Genomic DNA, 23,696 nt, shown 5'->3' with positions numbered 1-23,696 from the left:
TGCCGCCATCTCACTGGAATAGTTATTTACCTGCAATGGCCCGTAGAAAGGGCTTCCCGCTTGCCGGGATCGAAAACGCACCCTAGTCTACCTGTAGCGTTCAGTTTGGATGCTGATCCGGCAGTGCTAAAACAAGGGACCTCATGAATCGAACGCGGACTCTCGGAACGCCACGGTTGTTGGGCATCGTCTGGCCATTTATTGCCGTCGTGCTGTTTCAGGCCTTGCTGTGCGGCGTCAGCCTTTATGTTCTTTCGGCGGTCCGTGGTTACGTTGCCGGTGAAAGCCTGTGGTCCAAGAGCCAGAAAGACGCAATCTATTACCTCACTCTCTACGCCGAAAGCGGCGACGAAGCGATTTTTCTTAAATATCAGAATGCCATTGCCGTGCCCCTGGGTAGCCACGACCTGCGTGTAGCGCTGGATCATGAACCGCCGAATATCGAGATGGCACGTGCGTCGATCATCAAGGGTGGCAACCATCCGGATGACGCTTCCAGCCTGATCTGGCTGTATCTCAACTTCCGCCACTTCACCTACCTCGAAAAAGCCATCGACCTCTGGATGGTGGGTGACGCGCATCTGGTCAAGCTCGATGACGTCGCGCGGGACATGCACCAGCGCATCACCGCCAATCAGGCCTCGGAAAGCGATATCAAACGCTGGAAGGATCAGATTTTCGTCATCAACGATGATGTGACGCCGGCGGCGAAGGCCTTTAGCGATGCCTTGGGCGAAGGCTCGCGGGTCATCCTTCGCCTGCTGCTGGTGACCAACCTTGCCACGGCGTTGGGCTTGATAGTCCTGGCCCTGATGCGCACTCACAAATTGCTCAAGCAGCGCCATGCATTTGCCGACGCCCTGCAGTTGGAAAAAGAACGGGCGCAGATCACCTTGCAATCGATCGGCGATGGCGTGATCACCACGAATGTCGAAGGCGCAATTGCCTACATGAACCCGGCCGCCGAGGCGTTGACCCACTGGAAAGCCGAGCAGGCGACAGGTTTACCCCTGGCAGCGCTGTTCAATCTGCTGGACGAAAACGCTCAGGCCGACGGCTTTACGCTGATTGAGCACATCCTGAGCGGTCAACTCAGCGGCGGCGAACATTCCAAGCTGATTCAACGCCTGGACGGCAGCACGGTGTCGGTCACGCTGGTCGGTGCGCCAATCCGCAACGCCGGCAAAGTCAGCGGCACCGTGCTGGTCCTGCACGACATGACCCAGGAGCGGCAATACATTGCCAATCTGTCCTGGCAGGCGACCCATGACGCCTTGACCGGCCTCGCCAACCGCCGCGAATTCGAGTATCGCCTGGAACAGGTGCTGCACAACCTGACACGGCAGCCGGGGCGACATGCCCTGATGTTCCTCGATCTGGACCAGTTCAAACTGGTCAACGATACCTGCGGCCACGCCGCGGGAGACGAGTTGCTGCGGCATATCTGCGCGCTGTTGCAATCGGGTTTGCGCGAAGGCGATGCCCTGGCCCGGCTGGGCGGCGACGAGTTTGGCATCCTGCTGGAGAACTGTTCGCCGGAAGCGGCGGAGAAAATCGCCGAGGGCCTGCGCCAGACCGTGCAGAACCTGCACTTCGTCTGGAAGGGCCGGCCGTTCGTGACCACCGTGAGCATCGGGCTGGTGCATGTCACCCAGCACCCGATCACCCTCGAAACATCGCTGCTCTCCGCCGATATGGCCTGTTACATGGCCAAGGAAAAGGGCCGGAACCGGGTTCAGGTCTATCACGCCGACGACTCGGAGTTGTCACTGCGCTTTGGCGAGATGGCCTGGGTACAGCGCTTGCACATGGCGCTGGAGGAAAACCGTTTCTGTCTGTACGCCCAGGAAATTGCGCCTCTGGGTCATGTTGAAGAGGGCGGCGGGCATATTGAAATCCTGCTGCGCCTGCATGACGAAGCCGGGCGCATGATTCTGCCCGACAGTTTTATTCCGGCCGCGGAACGTTATGGCCTGATGACGTCCCTTGATCGCTGGGTCGTGCAGAACGTGTTCAAGATCATTGCCCAAGGCATGGCCGAAGAGCGCAAAGGTCCATTGGCGATGTGTGCGATTAATCTGTCAGGCACAACTATCGGAGATGAGGCGTTCCTGGACTTCCTGCGTCAACAGTTCATTGCTTACTCTGTACCGCCTGAAATGATTTGTTTTGAAATCACTGAAACCAGTGCAATTTCCAATCTTGGCAGTGCAATCAGATTTATCAATGAGCTCAAAGGGTTAGGCTGCCATTTTTCGCTGGACGACTTTTGTGCCGGAATGTCCTCATTCGCGTACTTGAAACATTTGCCTGTAGACTTCTTGAAGATCGACGGGAGTTTCGTAAAGGATATGCTGGACGACCCGATTAACCGCGCCATGGTCGAGGTGATCAATCACATCGGTCATGTCATGGGTAAGCGTACGATTGCCGAGTTTGTTGAAACACCCCAGATCGAGCAGGCATTGCTGGAGATCGGGGTGGATTACGCTCAAGGGTATGTGATTGAGCGCCCGCATCTGTTTACCTGCGATAGTCTGCAAAGTCGTCCTGCCAGGCCACAACCCTTGTTATTCAAGGCGCCTGGCACGTTCCGTTGAAATCTCCTGCCGATCCTTACAATCACAATCAAAAGGAACACGACAGTGATCGATACTTTCAACAGAACCGGACCCCTCATGGAAGCTGCAAGTTATCCCGCCTGGGCTCAGCAACTGATCCAGGATTGCAGCGAGAGTAAACGCCGGGTTGTCGAACACGAACTGTACCGGCGCATGCGAGACAACAAGCTCAGCGCCAGGACCATGCGTCACTACCTTATTGGTGGTTGGCCGGTGGTTGAACAGTTCGCGTTGTATATGGCCCAGAACCTGACCAAGACCCGTTTTGCCCGCCATCCGGGGGAGGACATGGCGCGCCGCTGGTTGATGCGCAACATCCGGGTGGAATTGAACCACGCCGATTACTGGGTGCACTGGAGCCGCGCTCACGGTGTGAGCCTGGAGGATCTGCAGGCGCAACAGGTTGCCCCTGAACTTCATGCCTTGAGCCACTGGTGCTGGCACACCAGTTCGGCGGATTCGCTGATCGTGGCCATTGCCGCCACCAACTACGCCATTGAAGGCGCGACAGGTGAATGGTCGGCGCTGGTCTGCTCCAATGGTGTCTATGCGGCAGCGTTCCCCGAGGAAGATCGCAAGCGGGCCATGAAGTGGCTGAAGATGCACGCCCAGTACGACGACGCCCATCCGTGGGAAGCGCTGGAAATCATCTGCACGCTGGCGGGGTTGAATCCGAGCCAGTCCTTGCAGGCGGAGTTGCGTCAGGCGGTGTGCAAAAGCTACGACTACATGTTCCTGTTCCTGGAACGCTGCATGCAGCTTGAACATGTGGAGAAGGCTCCGGTCGCGCGTGGGCGCATGGCGCTGGCTGAAAGCTGATTCGTTTTCTTTCCATTGAAAAAAAGCCCGCTCCCCCGGTATCGCCAGGGGGGCGGGCTTTTTCGTATGGACCGGCAATGGCTAGGTGCTGACTTTCAGTCCAATCAGCCCGGCAATGATCAACGCCACACTGGCGAGCCTGAACAACGCCATGGATTCACCAAACAGAATGATCCCGGCGATGACCGTGCCGACCGCACCCACGCCTGTCCAGATTGCATAGGCGGTGCCCAGTGGCAATTCCTTCATGGCAAGGCCGAGCAGACCAAGGCTGATGGCCATGGCGGCAATGGTCAGTGCGGTGGGAAGAGGGCGGCTGAAACCATCGGTGTATTTCAGGCCGACAGCCCAGCCTACTTCGAACAGGCCGGCGAAAAACAGAATGATCCAGGACATGAGAGACCTCCATCGATTGACGGGGTCGTCCCCAGATTAATGACTCGATCGAGCCGCGAGGTCGTCCTCGCATTGCGCAGTATGGTGCCCATCATTAATCGGGGGATCAAGTTTGCCGCCTATTCAGTCACTTGCCGAGCCGCCGTTTTCCGATCTTCTTTCTACCAGTGCACGCATGGCCTGATCCTTGTTTTTATCTAGCACCACAAAACGAATGTGGGAGCGGGCTTGCTCGCGAAAGCGGTGTTTCATCCAACACATGTGTTGAATGTAAAACCGCTTTCGCGAGCAAGCCCGCTCCCACATTGGAGATCACAAGGCTTTAAATGCCTTGCGGAGTCTCTTCGCCACCCAACGCTTCAACCATCGACGGTAGGAAGTCGCCGAAAGTCAGCATCATCAGGGTAAAGCTGGCATCCAGCTGGCCGAGGGCCTCTTCGCCACCGTCCTGTTCCGCCTGATCCTGCAGCAGATCCTCGAACTTCAGGCGCTTGACCACCATCTTGTCGTCGAGGACGAAAGACAGTTTGTCTTGCCACGCCAGCGACAGCTGAGTGACCACTTTGCCAGTGCTCAGGTGCAGCTGGATTTCTTCGCTGGTCAGGTCCTGACGCTTGCAGCGCACGATGCCGCCGTCTTCGTGGGTGTCGCGCAGTTCGCACTCGTCCAGCACGAAGAAATCGTCCGCGGCTTTCTGGGTGGTGACCCAGTCAGTCATGGTGGCGGTCGGCGACATTTTCACGGTCAGCGGACGCACCGGCAGCGTGCCGATCACTTCACGCAGGGTAGACAACAAGTCCTCGGCACGTTTCGGGCTGGCCGAGTTGACCAGAATCAGGCCTTGTTTCGGCGCGATCGCTGCGAAGGTCGACGAACGACGGATAAAGGCGCGAGGCAGGAAGGCCTGGATGATTTCATCCTTGATCTGGTCGCGTTCCTTTTTGTAGACCTTGCGCATTTGTTCGGCTTCGATCTCTTCGACCTTTTCCTTCACCGCGTCACGCACGACGCTGCCCGGCAGGATGCGTTCTTCTTTACGCGCGGAAATCAGCAGGAAGTCGCCGCTGACGTGCACCAGGGGTGCATCTTCGCCTTTGCCGAATGGCGCGACGAAACCGTAGGTGGTCAACTCCTGGCTTGCACAGGGACGCGCCAGTTTGGTGGCCAGTGCAGTTTCCAACGCCTCGGCATCAAAAGGCAGATCTTGGGTCAGGCGATAGATAAGCAGGTTTTTGAACCACATGGGGCGAGTCTCTCCTTTATACAAAGTGGGGCATTATTCTCTTCGCGGCGCCATAGGCCAACCCTTCTCTAAGCCTTTGGAAGGCCTGAAAAAATTATTTAAAAAAGTGCTTGCCAGAGGTGAGGGCGCTCCGTAGAATGCGCGCCACACCGAAAGTGAAGGGTGATTAGCTCAGCTGGGAGAGCGTCTGCCTTACAAGCAGAATGTCGGCGGTTCGATCCCGTCATCACCCACCATTCGCTTCAAGTGTTACGCGCAGCGGTAGTTCAGTCGGTTAGAATACCGGCCTGTCACGCCGGGGGTCGCGGGTTCGAGTCCCGTCCGCTGCGCCATATTCGGTAACCTGGAACGCTGAACGCCAGGTCACCACGGAAAAACCCGCTAACGCGGGTTTTTTTCTGTCTGAAGTTCCTGCAGGATGCATCGTTTCACCGGTTTTCAGATTTTTTTGAATTATTTATCAATTAAATCAACACTTTATGAAAATCTGTGGCACAATGCGCCCCGCAACGAAGGTAAAGGGTGATTAGCTCAGCTGGGAGAGCGTCTGCCTTACAAGCAGAATGTCGGCGGTTCGATCCCGTCATCACCCACCATTTACTTTCAACGCTACGCGCAGCGGTAGTTCAGTCGGTTAGAATACCGGCCTGTCACGCCGGGGGTCGCGGGTTCGAGTCCCGTCCGCTGCGCCATATTCGGTAACCTGGAACACTGAACGCCAGGTCACCACGGAAAAAGCCCGCTTAATGCGGGCTTTTTGCTGTCTGGGGTTTGGCCAAATGCGCGAAACCTGTAGGAGCGAGCTTGCTCGCGATGGACGTCAACGATAACGCGTGCAGTCTGGATCAACGCGTTGCCTGTGCGTTTTTCGCGAGCAAGCTCGCTCCTACAGTTCAGCGTTTCGACTGTGCCGGTAGTCGCTGATCGCTTCGTACACGGCTTTGCGCAGCCGGTTGATACCGCCAATCGGGCGATGATCCTCCAGACCGAACCACGGGTTGAACGACAGGTTGTCGCATTGCAGATTCTGCGCCGGGGTGTCGAAGTCCTGAGGGGGCAGGGTGATTTGGGCCACGGTTTCGAACGGCGCATCCTGCTCGCGCCACTCGATGCTGGTGTCTTCAATCGGCATGAACCTGTTCGCATCCTGGCGCTGGATCTGCAATACAAAGCAGGCCGGCACCCGATCCGTGGACAACTGTTGGGTCAGGGCGTTACGCAGGAAGTTCGGCAGATCCTGGTTCTGCTTGGGCAAGGTGTAGGCCGGGCAGTTGTCCGAATCCGGTATCACCCGGAACTTGGCATTGGCCTCACCGAATTTATACGGCGATACCGAAAAGTAGGTGGTACGTGTCGGGCTTTCCGGCGGCGGGGACAGCGTCGCCAGGGCGATGAACAAATGACGGACCTGCCAGGTGCGCGGATCCCAGCCAGGAAAAAACGCCATGACCTTTTTTCCGTCAGCCTGAGCCGCGATATTCTGATGGTACTCGGCGACATCGCTGACAAAGAAGTTCGGATGGCTGAACATGACAAAGTCCTGCTCGTGGCGCCCTTGCCGGTCGCCGAGTAGCGGCTTGCCCGGCACATCCAATAGTTTGATCGCCATGCCCCGGGCATCCCGAATGCTGTCGAACTGCGGATAAGCGTTGCCGTTGGACAGGCGCATGGTCGCCTGCCAGCGCTTGCCCGGTTCGCTGAAGACACCGCGGCGCAGCTCCTGCGCCAGTTCCGGCACCACCTGCACCTCGGCTTTCACGCAGCCATGGGCCTTGGCATGGGCATCGCGCAGGTAACGGGTGCTTTCACGGTGTTGATCGACAATGCGCACGGCGGTCTGAATCACAGCCTGGGTCATGGCTGCTTCGCCGTCCGGAATCTGCTCCAGTGCCGAGACCGGGCCTCGGTGCTGCCAGGCATACCAGACGGTGGTCAGCACCCAACCAAGCAGGCCGATGCACAGCAAAATCAGCAGGGTTTTGCCGAGCAGGCGACCCAGCCACAACCAGAACCGGGCGAGCATCGGCAAATCCTTTTTGAAGGGGGACATGATCATGGCAGTTGCGCCTCCAGCGGGCCGCCCAGCACTTTCAGGTACTCCAGCAGCGCCCAGCGCTCCCCGGGTTGCAACAACCGGCCGATCACCCCGTTGCCGCGCTCACCGGCGCGGAATTCATGGCCGCTGTTGTGGTTGCCGGTAATGTGCGTATCGAACAGGAAACCGTTGGTGAAGGCTTCGGTGCGATAGCCCAGGTGCCGCGGGTCGTAGTCGAACGTGCCTTTGTAGAAGGTGGTCGCGCGTTCATCCTGGGGCGAGAGCAGTTGATAAATGCTCGGCACCGAACCGTTGTGCAGAAACGGCGCCGTCGCCCATACCCCCGCCAATGGTCGAGCCTTGTAGGCCACTTTTTCACGAACACCGATCGGCAGGCTGAAACCGTCGAGCTTTGGCTTTTCTTCCGCCGTGACTTTGGCCTCGCGGTAAGCGCGGTTCTCGACGAATGCAGTGACGTAAGCCAGGCCCTTGGCCACTGACAGTTGGCTCAAGTCCAGCGGTTCCTTGGGTGCGGGGTGCAACTTCACGTCCATCTGCGCAAGCTCCGCCGGATCCCATTGCAGGGCGGTCAGATCGAAACGGTGGTTGGCGATGTTGTTCGCCGCCGTCGGATCGGTGCCGATGACGTCGACGGACAGCATGTGCAAATGCTGGACCCAGCGCTCACCTTCCTGGGTCGTCCGCGGGACATGGCAGCCTGCGCAGTTTTCGGCAAACAGCGCACGTCCCTTGGCCGCCAGCGGTTTGTCGATGGCACCCAGCAGGTCTTCCGGCCAGGCTGGCGGTTTGAGTCGCTGCAGGGTTTCTTCGATCTGGTGTAAATCGCGCACCCGGACGCTGGACGGATAGCGATCGTCGCCCTTGAGTGGCTGCCCGTTACTGTCGAAGAAGTTCAGCGTGGCGCCTACACCCAGGGCCTCACCGATATTGCGGGCCATTGGCTGCTGCGCCGAACCGTTCCACTGCACCCAGTCGAAGGTCCACATGTCCCACAGCTGCGGGTAATCGACCGGCGCGTTGGCCACTCGGTAATTGGCAGGTGAAATCGCGTCACCGAAACTGGCGTTGGCAATACGCCCGAACGCGTCGGTACGGCCAGGGCCTTCCTCAGTCGGGTAGAGCCCTCGGTGGGTGTCGTTCCAGGCGACTTTCAGGAAGGTGTCGAGAGAGGTCTTGAAGTCTTTACGCAGTTGTTGATGCCGGGCGTCGTAGTCCTGGCCCAGCACGTTGCGAGCGAAACGTTCGAATTTCCATGGGTTGTAGTAAGTTGAAGCAAGACTGGCGACCAATGCCTGTCCGAAACTGCCACCGCGCAGTGTAGGAACGCTGGACGGCAAGACATGCTGCGCCGAACCGCCATCGATGCGGATGGCATGGCCGTTGAAGCGCAATTCGCCGGTGTGGCAGGCGGCACAGGTGATGTCCAGAAACTGTTCCGGGTTGCCGGGGTTTTGATGACGGGCAAAGCCCACGGGCAGGTTACCGGGGTTGTTCGGCGTGGCTTTCTGTCCGGGGTCGACCAGAAAACCGAAGCGTGCGAGGTACTCCGGAGCGGCAAATCGCTGTTGCGAAAAAGGCAGTTCGAGCGCGTTGAACCAGTCGTAGCGCAAGCCTTTGACTTGAGTGCCCTGAGGCGTGAAGTAGTAGGTCTGGCGGTCGGTCGCGCTCCACTGCTCCAGGTAATGCACCTGCTGCGCAGGCGTCAAGGTCGGCAGTTTCGGATTGGCGACGTAATACAGAATCACGGCCAGGCACATGCCCAGCAACGCAACGATCAGAACCAGTAAGCGATAAAAGAGGCGCAAGATAAACATCCTTGTCGATTTGTCGCTCTCTTATGCCTCAGCTGCAGACGTGCGGCAAGTGGCCATTACGCAAGATATTGCGGGACTGGTCAGTTGTGTCTGTGAGGCGAAGATGACAGAAGCTTCATCCTCCGATTCCGGAAATGCGTTAAAACACCTGAACTTATCAGAAGTTTCCTGCTCTCATGCCGGTAGCCATTGGTCGTGGCCGCCTGATAAGCTCGCGACTTTATTCGATTGCCCTTTAGGCGCATGAACAAGGAAATAGCATGAAACAGCATCGGTTGGCGGCGGCGGTGGCCCTGGTTAGCCTGGTACTCGCGGGTTGTGACTCGCAGACCAGCGTAGAGCTGAAAACCCCGGCGCAAAAAGCTTCCTACGGGATTGGCCTGAACATGGGCAAGAGCCTGGCTCAGGAAGGCATGGATGATCTGGACTCCAAAGCCGTAGCCCAGGGCATCGAAGATGCCGTCGGCAAGAAAGAACAGAAGCTGAAGGACGAAGAACTGGTCGAAGCTTTCGCCGCGCTGCAAAAGCGTGCTGAAGAACGCATGGCCAAAATGAGCGAAGAGTCGGCAGCCGCCGGCAAGAAATTCCTCGAAGACAACGCCAAGAAAGCCGGTGTCACCAGCACTGCTTCGGGCCTGCAATATGAAGTGGTCAAGAAAGCCGACGGCGCGCAGCCAAAGCCGACTGACGTAGTCACTGTTCACTACACCGGCACCCTGACCAACGGCACCGTCTTCGACAGCTCCGTCGAGCGCGGCAGCCCGATCGATCTGCCGGTCAGCGGTGTGATCCCGGGTTGGGTCGAAGGCCTGCAACTGATGCACGTTGGCGAGAAGTACAAACTGTACATCCCTAGCGAACTGGCTTACGGCGCCCAAAGCCCAAGCCCGGCGATTCCAGCCAACTCGGTGCTGGTATTCGACCTCGAGCTGCTGGCGATCAAGGATCCATCCAAGCAAGACGACGCCGCGAAGTAATCAGCGTCCGCTCTGACAACAACGCCTCGCTTATGCGGGGCGTTGTTGCATCTGGCGGTGGGTGAGGGTAAACAAAGCGAACGGATGCGGCAGGCTGGAGTCATACCCATTGAGGACGCCTGCGCTAACCGCGCCAGAGCGCCAAGTCAATGAAATCTTGGGTTTTTTTATGTGAGTAAAAAACGCCCGATCTGAGCAAAGCCCTTATGAAACGGGGCTTTCAGCCGTGAAATGCAGCTCTGTTCACAAGGTTATCCACAATTTGTGTGGATAACATTTCAGCGGGAGGAATAATGAAGGCACCTTGGAATTTCGCTCATTTCCTGCCATTGGCCGGACGCCTGCTCGCCCGTGGACGATTGCCAACGCTGTTATTCGCGGTGGCCAGCAAAGGCGCGAGCCAGGGCAACCGTTTGGGCAAGCTCAAAGATGACCTGCGCCTGTTGCAGGCTTTGTGCCTGGCGTACTGGCGTGGCGAATACCGGGCCATCAGTCCGAAAGCGCTGATCTCGGTGGTGGCGGGCCTGATGTACTTCCTGAGTCCGGTGGATGCGATTCCGGATTTCATTCCAGTGTTTGGCATGCTTGATGACATCGCCGTGCTCGCCTGGCTGATGAAAGTCCTCGATGATGAACTCAATGCGTTTCGCGCCTGGCGCAAACGGCAGGTGCCGGAGAAGCTCGCGGTGGTCGAGCGACTGCCCGATACCCTGGAGCAACTTCAGCTTCAGGGGCCGAAAAAAAACTGAGCCGATTCAGGATCATCCCTATATTCATGGCCCCGCGACCTTGGCCGCTGTTAGGATTACACTTCTAGGAAAAAGCGCCGACTCGCTAAGTGTCGTTGTCCTACGGGGAAGTCATGGATATTCAGATAATCACACGCGAAGGCGAGCCCGAGTATGCGGTTCTGCCGTGGGCTCAGTATCAGGCTCTACTAAAAGCAGCAGGCATCAATGAGCAACCGCCGCGCGAGGCGACAGTGCGTCAAGCGGCAACACCAGACCCGATTCTTCCGGGTCTGGATCAACTCCGCAGTTTGCGCGAAGGGAAGGGCATCGCCATCGAGGCGCTGGCCCGCACGGTAGGCATCAGCCCGTCTTATCTGGCCTTGATCGAAAGTGGCGAGCGTCAACCCGACGCTGCGATTCGCCGCAGTCTGGCCTGGGAATTGACGGTGCCAGGGTGGAGGGATGAATCGTGAGCGTACGCATCAGTCGTCAACATTGGGACGGGTTGCTGGGCGAGCTGGATCAGGCGCGCCGCCAGCGACATCTGTTGACTTATCGCGCATTGCTGGAGCGTCTGCAACTCCCGACGCCGGCCATGCAAACCTTGACTGCAGCCCTTGAACATCTGGCCGCGCTGGACGCCAGGGCCGAACAGCCCTTGCGCAGTTCGCTGGTGATCAGCCAGGGCGCCAGTCGCCTGCCGCGCACCGGGTTTTTTGAATGCGTCGAGCGTCTGGGGCGTTTCTCAGGGCCGTCCGATGGTGTCGCTGCTGCGTCCTGGCATGCCTCGGAAGTGGTGCGAGTGTTCGAGTACGAGTACCCCGAGTCGGCCGAGGCCTGAGTGTTTTTGCGACTCAAGGCGCGGGCCGGTTACTGGTTGGCCCGCAGGTTGTTTCATTGGTCATGGTTCGTCCACCAGCCCCGTGGCTGGAGCTGGCTCGAAGGCCAGTTCGCACGCATGGCCAACTTGGGTGACGTCGGTGCTCAAAGCTTCTATGGCCACATTCTGACCTTTCGCGGCGTTGGGCTCGGGGCTCGTGAGGAAGGTGTCCGATTGTTGCGCCTGGCGGCGTTGGCGGGCGACGGCAAGGCGGCGTATCAGGTGGGCGTGATCAGCCTGGCGGGGACGGCGAGCAAGGCGCCGGATCCCGTTGAAGCGGCTCGGTTTTGGGAAATGGCTGCAAAGGCCGGGCATCCGTTGGCTGAGATGAAACTGAAAGAGTTGGCCTCTCGTGATTCAGGGTGAACCTCTTTGATCTGAGTCGGCCGGTCTGACGCCTTCGCGGGCGAGCCCGCTCCCACAGGTTTTGTGTCGAACGTGAATGTTGTGAACGACACATAACCCTGTGGGAGCGGGCTTGCCCGCGAAGGCGTCCGCCTAATCACCGCTACCCCATCAGCAATTCATCCTCTCGCCCGGGCACCTCAAGACTGTCAATCACATGCAGGCTATACCCCGGCACATTCTTCGCGTGATGCTTGGCCTGCGAAGCCATCTCCGCCAACTGGCTCGCATCGAGTTGTCCACAGGCCTGTGGATGTAAATGCACCACGCCAATCGACAGTGACAGCAGCGGAAATTCCTGCCGCACACCCTGGCGGTTCGGCGCGATGAAGCAGCCGGCCTCCAGGTGCTCGCTGCGGTAGAAGCGCCGGCACTGGCTCTGGAAATCATCGAGCAACTGGTTCAAACGTTTGCGCCAGTCTTCCGGCCCGAGCACCAGCAGGAAATCGTCACCGCCGATATGGCCGACAAAGTCGCGGGAAGGGTCGACGCGGTCATTCAGACATTGCGCGAGGCACAGCAGGACTTCATCCCCGCGACCGTAGCCGTAGATGTCGTTGAAAGGTTTGAAACTGTCGATGTCCACGTAGCAGATCACCGACTCGCGCTGCTGTTGCAGCAGGCGCGTCAGGCATTGCTGGATCGGCACGTTGCCCGGCAGCAGGGTTAGCGGGTTGGCGTAGCGGGCTTGCTGAATCTTCAGTTCGGTAATCAGCTTCAGTACGTCGATCACCCGGCCCAACCCCAGATACACGCCGTTCAGGGTGATGATGAAGTCTTCTTCAATGCGTTGTCGGGCGCGGCTGGTAATCAGGCGGCTGACCTGTTGCAGCGACTGGCTCATTTCGACGGCGAGGAAGTCGTCACTCATCAGCCGACTGATCGGCTTGCGGGCGAACAGGTCGGTGGCAAAGGGCTTGAGCAGCGCGTCCGAGAGCGAATGCCTGTGAACGATGCCGCAGGGATGGCCGTGTTCATCGAGCACCGCCAGCGAGTTCAGGTTGGCCTGGCGGCGAAAGGCCTCCAGCACCGTCGCAGTAGGCGTATCGCGCGCGACCGCTGGCTGATCGTTCAAAAGGGCGCTGAGGTCGCTGCCTTCGTCGTTCAACGCTACGGCGGAGTTGTCCTGCTTGGGCATCAGGCTGCGAGCATCCCTTGGCGGATGTTCCTGGGGCCGGCACAGCAAGTAACCCTGGACCAGATCGACGCCCATATCGGTCAACACCGCGAGTTCTTCCGGCAGTTCGATACCTTCAGCAATCACTTGAGCCCGAGAGGCTTTGGCGATTTGCATGATGGAGCCGACGAATTCACGTTTGAGGGCATCCTGATGAATGCCGTCGATGAAGTGCCGGTCGATCTTCACATAATCAGGCCGCAGCTCGGACCACAGGCGCAAACTTGAATAACCGGCTCCCAAATCATCCAGTGCAATGGAAAAGCCCATCGCCCGATAGTGATGCAGCGCGTTTTGCAGCAGCTGGAAATCGTCGGTCGGGGTGTGTTCAGTGAGTTCGATGATCACCTGACTGGGCGGTATGCCGAAATCCTGCAACAGTTGCAGGGTGCGACCCGGTTGGTGGGCCGCTTCGAGCAGGGATTCCGGTGACACGTTGAGAAAGAGTTTGCCCGGCAGTTGCTGTTCATTGAAGCGCCGGCAAGCGCTCTCACGGCAGGCAATTTCCAGCTCGTTCAAACGGCCGGCCTGGCGGGCGACGGCGAATAACGCGATGGGCGAGTGCAGTGGGCTGTTGGAGGGGCCGCGGCTGAGCGCTTCGTAGCCGATAATCCGTCGTTCAGAGAGGGAAATGATCGGCTGGAACAGGCTGTGCAAACCGCTTTGAGTCAGTATTGAACTCAACGCACTCAGCTGTTCGGTAGTGGTCATGGCGATCTCTGGCGATAAAAAAAGGAAAGGGAGCACTCTTGGATAAAGAGGTGCTCCCAGTCCTTTATTTCACGACAGAATGATGACTGTTTGATGACGCTACGGGGTGCGTCAGCCTTAAATTGCCATCATCGTGCTGGTAACAAATTAGTGCTTGGCCACCGCGGTGTTGAGCTTCAGATAGTCCAACAGAATCCGACCGGTCTCGCTCAGGTAGGCATCGTCTTCTGGTTTGGTCTTGTCCGGCTCGGCCGCGAGGGCGTCTTCGTCTTCTTTCTTCAGCTCTTTGAGCGGCTCTTCGCCTTTGGCCTTGCGACGGATATTCTCCATGGCAAGCTGCCTGGCTTCGATATCGGCGTGTTGTGCACGACGATCGACTTCATTGAGGCTGACGGTTTTTTCCGCCATCAGTTTCTGTGCCAAGGCCAGTTTGTCGCGAATGAACACGAACTCCGCATCCTTGGCCGAGCGCACATCATGCTCGGACTTGAGTTGGGTGATGTACGGTTTGAACGGATCGGTCGCCGGCTTGATCGCCGCGCGGATGGTGTCCCACGGCATGGCTTCCGGCAGGGCGCTTTCACCGATTTCCTTGGTGTCGATGATCGACGGGTAATCGATGTCCGGCAGAACGCCTTGATGCTGGGTGCTCTGGCCGGAAACCCGGTAGAACTTGGCCAGGGTCAGTTTCAGTTCGCCATGGTTCAGCGGCTGAATGGTCTGCACAGTGCCTTTGCCGAAGGTCTGGCCGCCGATGATCAGTGCGCGGTGGTAGTCCTGCATGGCGCCGGCAAAAATCTCCGAAGCCGAGGCGGACAAGCGGTTGACCAGCAACGCCATCGGGCCTTTGTAGAACGCGCCCGGGTTTTCATCTTCCAGCACATCGACGCGGCCATCGGCGTTACGCACGAGAACGGTCGGACCTTTGTCGATGAACAGACTGGTCAGCTCGGTGGCTTCCTGCAGGGAGCCGCCACCGTTGTTGCGCAGGTCGATGACCACGCCGTCGACTTTGTCTTTCTGCAACTCGGTCAGCAGTTTCTTGACGTCGCGCGTGGTGCTCTTGTAGTCCGGATCACCGGCACGGAAAGCCTTGAAGTCCAGATAGAAGGCGGGGATCTCGATGACGCCGAGCTTGTAGTCCTTGCCATCCTGTTTCAGGTTGAGGACCGACTTTTTCACCGCCTGGTCTTCAAGCTTCACCGCTTCGCGGGTGATCGGCACGATCTTGGTGGTCTGGTCGTTCGGCGCATTGCTGGCCGGGATGACTTCCAGGCGCACCACGGTGCCTTTCGGGCCACGGATCAGCTTGACCACTTCGTCCAGACGCCAGCCGACCACGTCGACCATCTCTTTGTTGCCCTGGGCAACGCCGATGATCTTGTCGGCCGGTGCAACCTGCTTGGTCTTGTCGGCCGGGCCGGCAGGCACCAGACGCACGACTTTCACCTGGTCGTTATCGCTCTGCAACACGGCGCCGATGCCTTCGAGGGACAGGCTCATGTTGATGTCGAAGTTCTCCGCGTTATCCGGCGACAGATAATTGGTGTGCGGGTCGTAGGACATGGCGAAGGTGTTGATGTAGGCCTGGAAGATGTCTTCCGGACGGGTCTGGTCCAGACGCGCAAGCTGATTCTTGTAACGCTTGGTCAGGGTTTCCTGAATCTGCTTGGAATCCTTGCCGGCAATTTTCATCCGCAGCACTTCGTCCTTGACGCGTTTGCGCCACAGGTCGTCGAGCTCTGCGGTGGACTTGAGCCAAGGCGCGTCCTTGCGGTCGATCAGCAAGGTTTCCTTGGCGGTGAAGTCGATCTTGTCGACGCCCTTGTTCAGCTCGGCAAGGGCAAAGTCCAGACGCGCTTTTACGCGGTCCAGATAGCGCTTGTAGATGGTGAAACCGGCGTTGAGGTCGCCGCTTTTAAGGAAGTCGTCGAACTGGGTTTTCCACTTGTCGAATTCGGCAATGTCGCTGGCCATGAAGTAGCTGCGCGACGGATCCAGCAGCTTGAGGTAGCTGTCGTAGATGATCACGGAGCGCGCGTCATCAAGCGGCGGCTTACTGTAGTGGTGACGCTTGAGCAACTCGACGACATTCAGGCTGGCGATCACTTCGTCACGATCAGGCTGAAGCTTGTCCCAGCTATTGGCTGCAAACGTATTGCTCGACATCGGCATCAGGCCGATACCAATGAATAGGGCGAGGGCGGTGCTGGGGAACAAATGCTTCATGCTGATTCGACGCGGGGACAATTGATAACGCATATTAGGCCGTCTTTGAAGTCGCCGGTACCACAAGGGCCGGTCGCATAATGCAAAAAGCCCGGCGATACAGCTTCGGGCTCAGTCCAGACTCACTATGGAGGCACTGTGAAGGCATTGCAAGGCGTGGAAGGTCAAGTGGAGTGGCTTGAAGAGCCCAGTCCTACATGTGATGTAGGGCAAGTTCGCATTCGTGTGGCGGCAGCGGGCCTCAATCGCGCCGATTTATTACAGAAGGCAGGTCTTTATCCGCCACCGCCGGGGGCCAGTCAGGTACTGGGTCTAGAGTGTTCCGGGGTGATCAGCGAAGTCGGCCCGGGTTCGTCGTGGCAGATCGGTGATCGGGTCTGCGCCTTGCTGGCCGGGGGTGGGATGGCCGAAGAGGTGGTTGTCGACGGACGGCATGTGCTGGCGGTGCCAGAAGGATTGTCTCTGGCCGAGGCGGCAGCGCTACCCGAAGTCTATGCGACCGTTTGGCTGAATTTGTTTCAATTGGCCGCGCTCAAACCGGGTGAGAAAGTTCTTCTGCACGCCGGAGCAAGTGGAATCGGTTCAGCTGCCATTCAGCTGTGCAAGGCATTCGGCAACCCGTGCTGGGTCAGCGTCGGTTCTGCCGAGCGGCTGGCTTACTGCGAAGCGCTGGGTGCTCAGGGTGGCGTGGTACGCACCGACGGTCTTGAAAGTCTGAGCGACCTGGGTCCGTTCGACGTGATTCTCGACCCGGTTGGCGGCAACTACGCCGCACTGAACCTGAAACTGCTGGCTCGCGATGGCCGTTGGGTGCTGATCGGCTTGATGGGCGGCCGTGAAGCGAAGCTGGATCTGGCGCAGGTGCTGACCAAGCGTGTGCAGCTGCTGGGTTCGACTTTGCGCAGTCGCGACGATCAGTTCAAGGCGGATTTGTTCAGTGATTTGAGCCAGCATGTCTGGCCGCTGTTTGCTGAAGGGCGGTTGAGTTCGCAGTTGGCGAAGACTTTTCCGATCAAGGATGCGGAAGCGGCGTTTGCCGAGTTGGCGACCAATAAGGTGGCGGGGAAGTTGGTGTTGGTGATCGACGAAAGCCTGACCTGATCTTGTAGGAGCGAGCTTGCTCGCGATGAATTTGAAGGCGACGCGTTTTACCTGGCAGCAAGCGTCATCGTTCACGTCCATCGCGAGCAAGCTCGCTCCTACAGGGGGGCGCGGTTACTTCCAGGTGTGGATTGGCCAGCCGGCTTTTTCGGCGTGCTCGAGCAATACCGGATCAGGGTTTACCACGTGTGGGAAATCAACCTTCAGCAACAACGGCAAATCGTTGCGTGAGTCGGAATAGAAACTTGCGCCTTCCAGGTTTTCCTCTTCCGCATCCAGCCATTCCAGCAAGCGCGTGATCTTGCCTTCGCGGTAGGTCAGCGTGCCGACGGTGTGGCCGCTATAAACCCCATGCAGCACTTCCAGCTCGATGCCGAGAATCTCGTCGATGCCCAAGCGATCGGCAATCGGCCTGACCAGGTGCGTGCCCGACGCCGAGATCACCAGAATCCGGTCACCGGCCTTGCGATGGGCGGCGATGGCTTTGGTTGCGTCGCTGAAGATGATCGGCTCGATGAAGTCTTCCACCCACGGCCCTACCAAATGGTCGACCTCTTCGGGCGTGCGGCCGATCATCGGCTCGAGGCTGAAGGTCATGTAATCCTCCATGCGCAGCTTGCCGTGGCTGTAAGCGTCCATCAATTCGTTGTTCTGCCGCATGAACGACTCGGGATCGACCCAGCCCAGGCGGCCCATCTGTTCGCTCCAGAGGGTGGCGCAGTCGCCGTGGATCAGGGTTTCGTCCAGATCAAAAATTGCCAGGGCCATCAGTGCAGTTCTCTCTTCAACATCAGCAAAGGCATCAGGCTACCTCACACAGGGCCGTCGGATCGATGGAAAGCGCCAGACGCTGACCGTCGGGATGCAAATCGGCTGCCGAGCGGTTGAGCACATCCACCACCAGTTCCACACCCCGGGCCTCGACCCGGTAGCGAATCACGTTGCCCAGCAGACTGTGGCTGCGCACTTGTGCATCGAGTTCGCCATTCAGGCTCAGTTCGATGGCTTCCGGGCGAATCGCGATGCGATGAGTAATCGGTCGTTGCAGCAATTTCGATGCGTTGTCGGCATCGAGCAGGTTGTAGTTGCCGATGAACCCGGCAGCGAACACATCCACCGGCGCGGTGTACAGGGTTTCTGCGTCGCCGCTCTGTACGATCTTTCCCTGATTCATCAGGAAAATCCGGTCAGACATGGTCAGCGCTTCTTCCTGATCGTGTGTGACGAAGATCGTGGTCAGGCCGAGTTCGCGCTGGATCTGACGGATCTGTTCGCGCAAGTGCTTGCGAATGCGCGCATCCAGTGCAGACAGCGGTTCATCGAGCAACAACAAACGCGGCCGGGTCACCAGCGAGCGCGCGAGTGCGACACGCTGGCATTGACCACCTGACAACTGATGCGGATAACGTGCGGCAAAGTCGTTCAGCTCCACCAGTTTCAACACTTCGGCAACGCGCTTCTGGCTGTCGTCGCTGTTGACCTTCTGCATGCGCAAACCAAAAGCAACGTTTTGCTCAACGGTCATGTTCGGGAACAAGGCGTAGCTCTGGAACACCATGCCAATTCCGCGCTTCTGCGGACTTAACGGCACGATATCGAGACCATCCAGCAAAATCTTGCCGCCATCTACCGAGGTCAGCCCGGCGATGCAACGCAGCAGCGTGGATTTGCCGCAACCAGACGGGCCGAGGAGGGTAACGAATTCGCCCTTCTGGATTTCGCAGTTGATGTCGCTGAACACCGTGGTGCCCGCGTAGTTTTTCTGTAGGTGTTGGACGCTGACATAGCTCATTCGCTTTTGTCCTTGTTCAAGATGTTGGCCACCCAGGTCAGAACCAGCACAAAGAAGAAGTAGGAAATCACCACCGCACTGGTGAAGTGGCCGCTGCTGTTACGCATGTTGTTGAGGTAGACCTGCAGGGTTTCGTAGCGGGTGCCGACGAGGATATTGGCGAACACGAACTCACCGAACAGGAACGAGAACGACAGCAGCAGCGCCACCATCAAACCCTTGCGCAGGTTCGGCAGTACAACCAGGAATGCGGCTTGCCAGGTGCTGGCACCGAGCAGTTGAGCGGCGTCCATCAGGTCGTGCAGGTTGATGGCTTGCAGGTTGTTGGTGATTGCCCGGTACATGAACGGCAGCGCCACAGTGAAATAGCAGCCGATCAGAATCCAAGGTGTGCCGACCATCGCGAACGGCCCCGACCCGTAGAGCTGCAACAACCCCACCGACGACACCACCGGCGGCACCGCGAAGGGCAGCAGGATCAGGATGTTCATCCACGCGTCGAGTTTCGGGAAGTGGTAATGCACCACGAACAGCAGCGGCAGAATCAGCACCACCGCCAGGATCAGCGAGCCGACGCAGACCAGCAGGGATTGGCCGAAAGCACTCAAGAAGCGCGGATCGCTCCACAGCTGCACGTACCATTTGATGCTGAAACCGCTGGGTAGAATGGTTGCCGACCAACTGCTGGAAATCGAGTAGATAAAGGTGCCGACCAGCGGCAGCAACAGAATGGCAAACAGCAGGTACACCACGACGCGGTGATAGACACCGACGGGGCCCAATTCAGCGCGAGACATGGTAGCTCCTCTTCAGCAGCAACTGGTGCACGACGGTCACCAGGGTCATCAACGCCACCAGCACCACGGCCAGGGCACTGGCCAGGTTCGGGTCCAGGGAAATGTCGCCGGAGACCATCGCCGCAATACGGATCGTCAGCACGTTGAAGTTGCCGGTGGTCAGGGCGTACACCGTGGCGTAGGCGCCGAGGGCGTTGGCCAGCAGGATCACGAAGGTGCCAAGCAGCGCAGGCGTCAACACCGGCAGACCGATGTGGCGCCAGAATTGCCAGCCGTTGGCGCCGAGCAGTTCGGCGGACTCGCGCCAGTCTTCGCGCAGAGCGTCGAAAGCCGGGTAGAGCAGCAGCACGCCCAAGGGAATCTGGAAGTAGGTATAGAGAATGATCAGCCCGGTTTTCGAGTACAGGTTGAAGTCCTCAATGATCCCGGCCTGCTTGAGCATGATGGTGATGCTGCCGTTGAAACCCAGCAGGATGATGAACGCGAAAGCCAGGGGGACGCCGGAGAAGTTACTGGTCATGTTGGCGAAGGCGTTGACGAAGTTGCGCAGCTTCGAGTCGACCCGGCGCAGGGAGTAGGCGCCGAGTACGGCGATGATGATCCCGAACACACTGGACCAGAAACTGATTTCGAGGCTGTACTGGATCGCCTGCCGATAGAACTTCGAATTGAAGATCTTGGTGAAGTTGGCCAGGCCCCAGCCGAACTCTTCCGATTGCAGGCTGTTGATCATCACCCAGACGAGCGGGGCGATTTCGAAGACGATAAAGAACAGGGTGAAGGGCACCAGGCATAGGGCCGCCAGCCATTTTCCGCGAGTCATGGCATTCACTTGAGCAGCTCCCGGCACACGGGTTTGTCGTGGGGCACGCCCAGCAGTTCGCAAACGGTACCGCAGATCTCGGTTTGTTTCGGTGTGGCGTTGGCGTTGAAGCTGAAGGCGTCACCGAGCACGAACAGCGGCACTTCGCGTTCTTCCGGCAGCAGGCCGTTGTGGGAGCGGTCGTTGTTCATGCCGTGGTCGGCGGTCACCAGCACCTGGTAACCGGCGTCGAGCCAGCCTTGCAGGTAGTCGGCGAGGATGATGTCCGCCGAACGGGCGCTGTTGCGGTATTGCGGGGTGTCGAGGCCGTGCTTGTGCCCGGCGTCGTCGATATTCATGGGGTGCACCAGCAGAAAATTCGGTGCATGGCGCAGGCGCAGGTTTTCCGCGTCGGCGAACAGGTGCGAATCCGGGTAATGGTCGCTCCAGTAGAAATGTCCGTGCTGAATCGGCAATGCGAGGTTGTCGGTGTGACGGTCACGGGCGGGCACGAACGGCGATCGGTTATACAGCTCGCTGACCCAGTGATAGGCCGCGGCGGCGGTTTTCAGTCCGGCGTCAGTAGCGTAGTGATAGATGCTGCGCTGGTTGGACAGGCGCGAGACGTTGTTGTGGACGATGCCGCTGTCGATCGGTGTGACGCCGGTCAGGATGCATTCATACAGTGGACGGGACAGGGCCGGCAGTTCGCACTCCAGTGTGTAGAGCGCCGCGCGTCCTGCGCCAACGTAAGCCTGCAGGTGCCCCATGGCGTGGCGCGCAACCTCGTAATTGAGGCCGTCGAGCACGACAAGGATGACGTTGTGCTTCATAGGGGCGGAACTCCGCGAAACAGATGAGTCAAGTACGCAACCAATTCCCCCTGTGGGAGCGGGCTTGCTCGCGAAGGCGGACTGTCAGTCACATTGCTGTTGAATGTGCTGCCGTCTTCGCGAGCAAGCCCGCTCCCACATTGGATCTTCATCAGATTCCGAAGGGGATCTACAGCTTTATTTCATCTCGACGATGACTTCTTCGTTCCACTTCTGAGGAAGGGCCTTGGAGGTCTTCTCCCACGCATCCGCGTCCTTGATCGGCGTTACTTTTTTGTACTGCTCGTTCGGCAGCAGCTTGGCCTGGACATCGGCTGGCAGGGTCAGGTGCTCGGCACGGATCGGACGGGCGTTACCCTTGGCCAGGTTGATCTGGCCGGCATCACTGAATATGTATTCGCGGGCCAACTTGGCGGCGTTCGGGTTTTTTGCGTACTTGTTGATGATGGTGGTGTAACCGGAAATCACCGAGCCATCGGATGGAATCAGTACGGTGTAGTCATCCGGATTGGCCATCTTGGCCTTGTAACTCAGACCGTTGAAGTCCCAGACCACACCGACTTCGATTTCACCCTTTTCCATGGTGGCAATCGTCGGGTTGGCCATGGACAGGCGGCCTTGTTTGGCAATGTCGGCGAACAGCAACAGCGCAGGCTGAAGGTTCTTCTCATCGCCACCGTTGGCAAGGGCAGCAGCCAGTACGCCGTTGGCGGCTTGCGCGGCGGTACTCACGTCACCGATGGAGACTTTGTATTTGCCGTTTTTCAGGTCAGCCCATTTGGTCGGTGCGTCCGAGCCGTGCAGCAGCTTTTTGTTAACGATGAACGCGATGGTGCCGGTGTAGGCCAGTGCCCAGTTGCCGTCCTTATCCTTCGCCCAGCTCGGGATCTGGTCCCAGGTGCTTGGCTTGTACGGTTGGACCACGCCTTGCTTGACCGCAATCGGACCGAACGCTGCGCCGACGTCGCCGATGTCGGCGGTGGCGTTGTCTTTTTCAGCGGCGAACTTGGCGATTTCCTGGGCCGAGCTCATGTCGGTGTCGATGTGTTTCAGGCCGTAGTTCCTGGCCAGGTCTTCCCAGGTGCCTTTCCAGTTGGCCCAGTCATCGGGCATGCCGACGCTGTTCACCACACCTTCCGCTTTCGCAGCGGCTTCGAGGGTTTTCAAATCATCAGCAGCCATGGCGGCAGTGCACATGGCAATGGTCGAACCTAACAGTGATGCCAGGAAAAGCTTTTTCATCCGAAGCTCCTTTGGGCGTTTTCAACGCTGCGATTGCGGTGGTGTTGGTCTAGGTCAGCAATACCTGAGCCAAGCTAGGCGCCGCTGATGACATTTTGATGTCGACCAGCGGTCCGTCTATATTTCTCGCCGATCAACGCTCAGGCTTCGGAGTAAGCGTAGACCATGGTTAAAGAGCTGATATGAAAGGACTTGGACGCGAAATTGCAGTCTTCTTGTTGAACCGTTCAGCACCTTTGTCATCTGTCAGTCATGTGCAGTGCCTAGGCTTGCTGGAAGTTGACGGAGTTGTTTCAAATGACGGCTTCGCCCGGAAACAATGCTGGACTAGTCCAGATAGGTAACGTTGATGCGCATCGAGACAACCAAAGCGGTGACAGCCATCGGGCAGGTTCTTCAGGAACAGCTCGATCACGGGCTGTTGGCGCCGGGCAGCAAGTTACCGGCGGAGCGCAAGCTCAGTGAGTTGTTCGGTACTACACGTATTACCGTGCGCGAAGCATTGCTGCAGTTGGAGGCCCAAGGGCAGATTTATCGCGAGGAGCGTCGCGGCTGGTTCGTGTCGCCGCCGCGCCTGGCTTACAACCTGATGCAGCGTAGTCACTTTCACGCGATGGTCAGCGCTCAGGGTCGGGTGCCGTCCACCGAAGTGATTTCGGCGCGGCTGCAGCCGGCGTCGGCAGCGGTCTGTGCCTGGCTGCAGTTGCCGGCGTTATCGAGCGTGATTCAGGTCTGCCGGGCGCGGCGAATTGATGAGCGGCTGGTGCTGTACGTGGAGCACTACCTCAATCCGCAGTATTTTCCAGGGATCCTGGCGTTTGATTTGAATCAGTCGATTACCGAGCTGTACGCGCGGCATTACGATTTGCATTACGGGCGTGTGCGTTTCGAGATCGTGCCGACGGCACTGTCGGTGGATGCCGCGGCGGCGTTACGGGTGTCGGTCGGGAGCCCGGGATTGCGCATTGCCCGAGTCAATTACGACCAGCATGAGCGGCTGATCGATTGTGACCTGGAGTTTTGGCGGCACGATGCGATTCATGTCGGCGTTGACGTGGTCTGAGCCTGGC

Annotated in this window: 21 protein-coding genes and 4 tRNA genes; 13 read left to right on the top strand and 12 right to left on the bottom strand. The window is 58.4% G+C overall.

Annotated elements, in window-relative coordinates; genetic code table 11:
* Positions 1-143: 143 nt before the first annotated feature.
* Together ACA073_RS18595 and ACA073_RS18590 are read left to right on the top strand one after the other, a co-directional pair.
* Entirely contained in the window at positions 144-2,600 is a 2,457-nt protein-coding gene (locus tag ACA073_RS18595; RefSeq protein WP_497398481.1) for an EAL domain-containing protein, read from the top strand.
* A 78-nt stretch (positions 2,601-2,678) separates the two neighbouring features.
* Positions 2,679-3,440 (top strand): iron-containing redox enzyme family protein, encoded by a 762-nt coding sequence (locus ACA073_RS18590; protein ID WP_497398479.1) that lies wholly within the window; start codon positions 2,679-2,681, stop codon positions 3,438-3,440.
* A gap of 81 nt (positions 3,441-3,521) precedes the next feature.
* Here ACA073_RS18590 and sugE read toward each other — a convergent pair whose 3' ends face one another.
* Together sugE and rdgC are read right to left on the bottom strand one after the other, a co-directional pair.
* Positions 3,522-3,836, bottom strand: coding sequence for a quaternary ammonium compound efflux SMR transporter SugE (gene sugE, locus ACA073_RS18585; protein WP_497398477.1), 315 nt, complete (start codon positions 3,834-3,836; stop codon positions 3,522-3,524).
* A gap of 322 nt (positions 3,837-4,158) precedes the next feature.
* Positions 4,159-5,079 carry a recombination-associated protein RdgC gene (rdgC, locus tag ACA073_RS18580; protein WP_497398475.1) on the bottom strand — a complete coding sequence of 307 codons (921 nt, stop codon included), beginning with the start codon at positions 5,077-5,079 and terminating at the stop codon, positions 4,159-4,161.
* Between the two features lie 160 nt (positions 5,080-5,239).
* Between rdgC and ACA073_RS18575 the strand changes: the two genes are divergently transcribed.
* The 4 genes from ACA073_RS18575 (at position 5,240) to ACA073_RS18560 (ending at position 5,771) form a co-directional block, all read left to right on the top strand.
* Positions 5,240-5,315: transfer RNA gene (locus ACA073_RS18575), tRNA-Val, on the top strand.
* Between the two features lie 19 nt (positions 5,316-5,334).
* A tRNA-Asp gene (locus ACA073_RS18570) sits at positions 5,335-5,411 on the top strand.
* A gap of 188 nt (positions 5,412-5,599) precedes the next feature.
* Positions 5,600-5,675: transfer RNA gene (locus ACA073_RS18565), tRNA-Val, on the top strand.
* Between the two features lie 19 nt (positions 5,676-5,694).
* Positions 5,695-5,771 (top strand) — tRNA-Asp (locus ACA073_RS18560).
* 194 nt (positions 5,772-5,965) lie between these two features.
* On the opposite strand, the gene ACA073_RS18555 is transcribed toward ACA073_RS18560, so the two are convergent.
* Together ACA073_RS18555 and ACA073_RS18550 are read right to left on the bottom strand one after the other, a co-directional pair.
* Positions 5,966-7,102, bottom strand: coding sequence for a catalase family protein (locus ACA073_RS18555; RefSeq protein ID WP_497404146.1), 1,137 nt, complete (start codon positions 7,100-7,102; stop codon positions 5,966-5,968).
* Positions 7,103-7,131: 29 nt separating this feature from the next.
* Positions 7,132-8,940: a di-heme-cytochrome C peroxidase gene (locus ACA073_RS18550; RefSeq protein WP_497398473.1), complete on the bottom strand. Its 1,809-nt coding sequence runs from the start codon at positions 8,938-8,940 to the stop codon at positions 7,132-7,134.
* A 269-nt stretch (positions 8,941-9,209) separates the two neighbouring features.
* On the opposite strand from ACA073_RS18550, the gene bamJ reads away from it, so the two are divergent.
* The 5 genes from bamJ to ACA073_RS18525 all read left to right on the top strand — a co-directional run bounded on the left by bamJ (position 9,210) and on the right by ACA073_RS18525 (position 11,903).
* Positions 9,210-9,926 carry a BamJ family beta-barrel-assembly machinery protein gene (bamJ, locus tag ACA073_RS18545; protein WP_497398471.1) on the top strand — a complete coding sequence of 239 codons (717 nt, stop codon included), beginning with the start codon at positions 9,210-9,212 and terminating at the stop codon, positions 9,924-9,926.
* 293 nt (positions 9,927-10,219) lie between these two features.
* Entirely contained in the window at positions 10,220-10,675 is a 456-nt protein-coding gene (locus tag ACA073_RS18540; RefSeq protein ID WP_497398469.1) for a YkvA family protein, read from the top strand.
* Positions 10,676-10,788: 113 nt separating this feature from the next.
* Positions 10,789-11,130 (top strand): helix-turn-helix domain-containing protein, encoded by a 342-nt coding sequence (locus tag ACA073_RS18535; protein ID WP_497398467.1) that lies wholly within the window; start codon positions 10,789-10,791, stop codon positions 11,128-11,130.
* A complete protein-coding gene (locus tag ACA073_RS18530) occupies positions 11,127-11,498 on the top strand; it encodes a hypothetical protein (protein WP_007898892.1) in 372 nt (123 codons plus the stop codon). The genes ACA073_RS18535 and ACA073_RS18530 overlap by 4 nt, the downstream gene beginning before the upstream one ends.
* Complete coding sequence (locus tag ACA073_RS18525) at positions 11,499-11,903, top strand: SEL1-like repeat protein (RefSeq protein WP_497398465.1); 405 nt, start codon at positions 11,499-11,501, stop codon at positions 11,901-11,903.
* Between the two features lie 142 nt (positions 11,904-12,045).
* On the opposite strand, the gene ACA073_RS18520 is transcribed toward ACA073_RS18525, so the two are convergent.
* Together ACA073_RS18520 and ACA073_RS18515 are read right to left on the bottom strand one after the other, a co-directional pair.
* The gene (locus tag ACA073_RS18520) at positions 12,046-13,830 is read right to left on the bottom strand and encodes a bifunctional diguanylate cyclase/phosphodiesterase (RefSeq protein ID WP_497398463.1); all 1,785 of its coding nucleotides are present in this window, start codon (positions 13,828-13,830) and stop codon (positions 12,046-12,048) included.
* 147 nt (positions 13,831-13,977) lie between these two features.
* Positions 13,978-16,059, bottom strand: a complete 2,082-nt coding sequence (locus ACA073_RS18515) for a carboxy terminal-processing peptidase (protein ID WP_497398461.1) — start codon at positions 16,057-16,059, stop codon at positions 13,978-13,980.
* A 138-nt stretch (positions 16,060-16,197) separates the two neighbouring features.
* Between ACA073_RS18515 and ACA073_RS18510 the strand changes: the two genes are divergently transcribed.
* Positions 16,198-17,160, top strand: coding sequence for a zinc-binding dehydrogenase (locus tag ACA073_RS18510; protein ID WP_497398459.1), 963 nt, complete (start codon positions 16,198-16,200; stop codon positions 17,158-17,160).
* A 114-nt stretch (positions 17,161-17,274) separates the two neighbouring features.
* On the opposite strand, the gene ACA073_RS18505 is transcribed toward ACA073_RS18510, so the two are convergent.
* The 6 genes from ACA073_RS18505 to ACA073_RS18480 form a co-directional block, all read right to left on the bottom strand.
* Complete coding sequence (locus tag ACA073_RS18505; protein ID WP_497398457.1) at positions 17,275-17,928, bottom strand: HAD family hydrolase; 654 nt, start codon at positions 17,926-17,928, stop codon at positions 17,275-17,277.
* Between the two features lie 34 nt (positions 17,929-17,962).
* Entirely contained in the window at positions 17,963-18,952 is a 990-nt protein-coding gene (locus ACA073_RS18500; protein WP_497398455.1) for an ABC transporter ATP-binding protein, read from the bottom strand.
* Positions 18,949-19,749, bottom strand: coding sequence for an ABC transporter permease (locus tag ACA073_RS18495; protein ID WP_497398453.1), 801 nt, complete (start codon positions 19,747-19,749; stop codon positions 18,949-18,951). The genes ACA073_RS18500 and ACA073_RS18495 overlap by 4 nt, the downstream gene beginning before the upstream one ends.
* Positions 19,736-20,572 carry an ABC transporter permease gene (locus tag ACA073_RS18490; protein WP_497404144.1) on the bottom strand — a complete coding sequence of 279 codons (837 nt, stop codon included), beginning with the start codon at positions 20,570-20,572 and terminating at the stop codon, positions 19,736-19,738. Before ACA073_RS18490 ends, ACA073_RS18495 begins: the two co-directional genes overlap by 14 nt.
* 5 nt (positions 20,573-20,577) lie before the next feature.
* Positions 20,578-21,384: an alkaline phosphatase family protein gene (locus ACA073_RS18485; protein ID WP_497398451.1), complete on the bottom strand. Its 807-nt coding sequence runs from the start codon at positions 21,382-21,384 to the stop codon at positions 20,578-20,580.
* Between the two features lie 177 nt (positions 21,385-21,561).
* Positions 21,562-22,626 carry an ABC transporter substrate-binding protein gene (locus tag ACA073_RS18480; RefSeq protein WP_497398449.1) on the bottom strand — a complete coding sequence of 355 codons (1,065 nt, stop codon included), beginning with the start codon at positions 22,624-22,626 and terminating at the stop codon, positions 21,562-21,564.
* 349 nt (positions 22,627-22,975) lie between these two features.
* Between ACA073_RS18480 and ACA073_RS18475 the strand changes: the two genes are divergently transcribed.
* Positions 22,976-23,689 (top strand): UTRA domain-containing protein, encoded by a 714-nt coding sequence (locus tag ACA073_RS18475; RefSeq protein ID WP_497398447.1) that lies wholly within the window; start codon positions 22,976-22,978, stop codon positions 23,687-23,689.
* Positions 23,690-23,696 lie beyond the last annotated feature (7 nt).

The organism is Pseudomonas sp. LBUM1670 (assembly GCF_059695695.1).
The sequence above is the reverse complement of the archived record's forward strand: the minus strand, read 5'-3'. Positions and strand labels throughout refer to the sequence as shown.

Coding starts and splice junctions, on each gene's coding strand:
- ACA073_RS18500 (WP_497398455.1), bottom strand. CDS start 18,952: ATGAGCTATGTCAGCGTCCAACACCTACAGAAAAACTACGCGGGCACC.
- ACA073_RS18555 (WP_497404146.1), bottom strand. CDS start 7,102: ATGCTCGCCCGGTTCTGGTTGTGGCTGGGTCGCCTGCTCGGCAAAACC.
- ACA073_RS18515 (WP_497398461.1), bottom strand. CDS start 16,059: ATGAAGCATTTGTTCCCCAGCACCGCCCTCGCCCTATTCATTGGTATC.
- sugE (WP_497398477.1), bottom strand. CDS start 3,836: ATGTCCTGGATCATTCTGTTTTTCGCCGGCCTGTTCGAAGTAGGCTGG.
- ACA073_RS18590 (WP_497398479.1), top strand. CDS start 2,679: ATGGAAGCTGCAAGTTATCCCGCCTGGGCTCAGCAACTGATCCAGGAT.
- bamJ (WP_497398471.1), top strand. CDS start 9,210: ATGAAACAGCATCGGTTGGCGGCGGCGGTGGCCCTGGTTAGCCTGGTA.
- ACA073_RS18475 (WP_497398447.1), top strand. CDS start 22,976: ATGCGCATCGAGACAACCAAAGCGGTGACAGCCATCGGGCAGGTTCTT.
- ACA073_RS18480 (WP_497398449.1), bottom strand. CDS start 22,626: ATGAAAAAGCTTTTCCTGGCATCACTGTTAGGTTCGACCATTGCCATG.
- ACA073_RS18535 (WP_497398467.1), top strand. CDS start 10,789: ATGGATATTCAGATAATCACACGCGAAGGCGAGCCCGAGTATGCGGTT.
- ACA073_RS18490 (WP_497404144.1), bottom strand. CDS start 20,572: ATGACTCGCGGAAAATGGCTGGCGGCCCTATGCCTGGTGCCCTTCACC.
- rdgC (WP_497398475.1), bottom strand. CDS start 5,079: ATGTGGTTCAAAAACCTGCTTATCTATCGCCTGACCCAAGATCTGCCT.
- ACA073_RS18495 (WP_497398453.1), bottom strand. CDS start 19,749: ATGTCTCGCGCTGAATTGGGCCCCGTCGGTGTCTATCACCGCGTCGTG.
- ACA073_RS18485 (WP_497398451.1), bottom strand. CDS start 21,384: ATGAAGCACAACGTCATCCTTGTCGTGCTCGACGGCCTCAATTACGAG.
- ACA073_RS18505 (WP_497398457.1), bottom strand. CDS start 17,928: ATGGCCCTGGCAATTTTTGATCTGGACGAAACCCTGATCCACGGCGAC.
- ACA073_RS18520 (WP_497398463.1), bottom strand. CDS start 13,830: ATGACCACTACCGAACAGCTGAGTGCGTTGAGTTCAATACTGACTCAA.
- ACA073_RS18595 (WP_497398481.1), top strand. CDS start 144: ATGAATCGAACGCGGACTCTCGGAACGCCACGGTTGTTGGGCATCGTC.
- ACA073_RS18540 (WP_497398469.1), top strand. CDS start 10,220: ATGAAGGCACCTTGGAATTTCGCTCATTTCCTGCCATTGGCCGGACGC.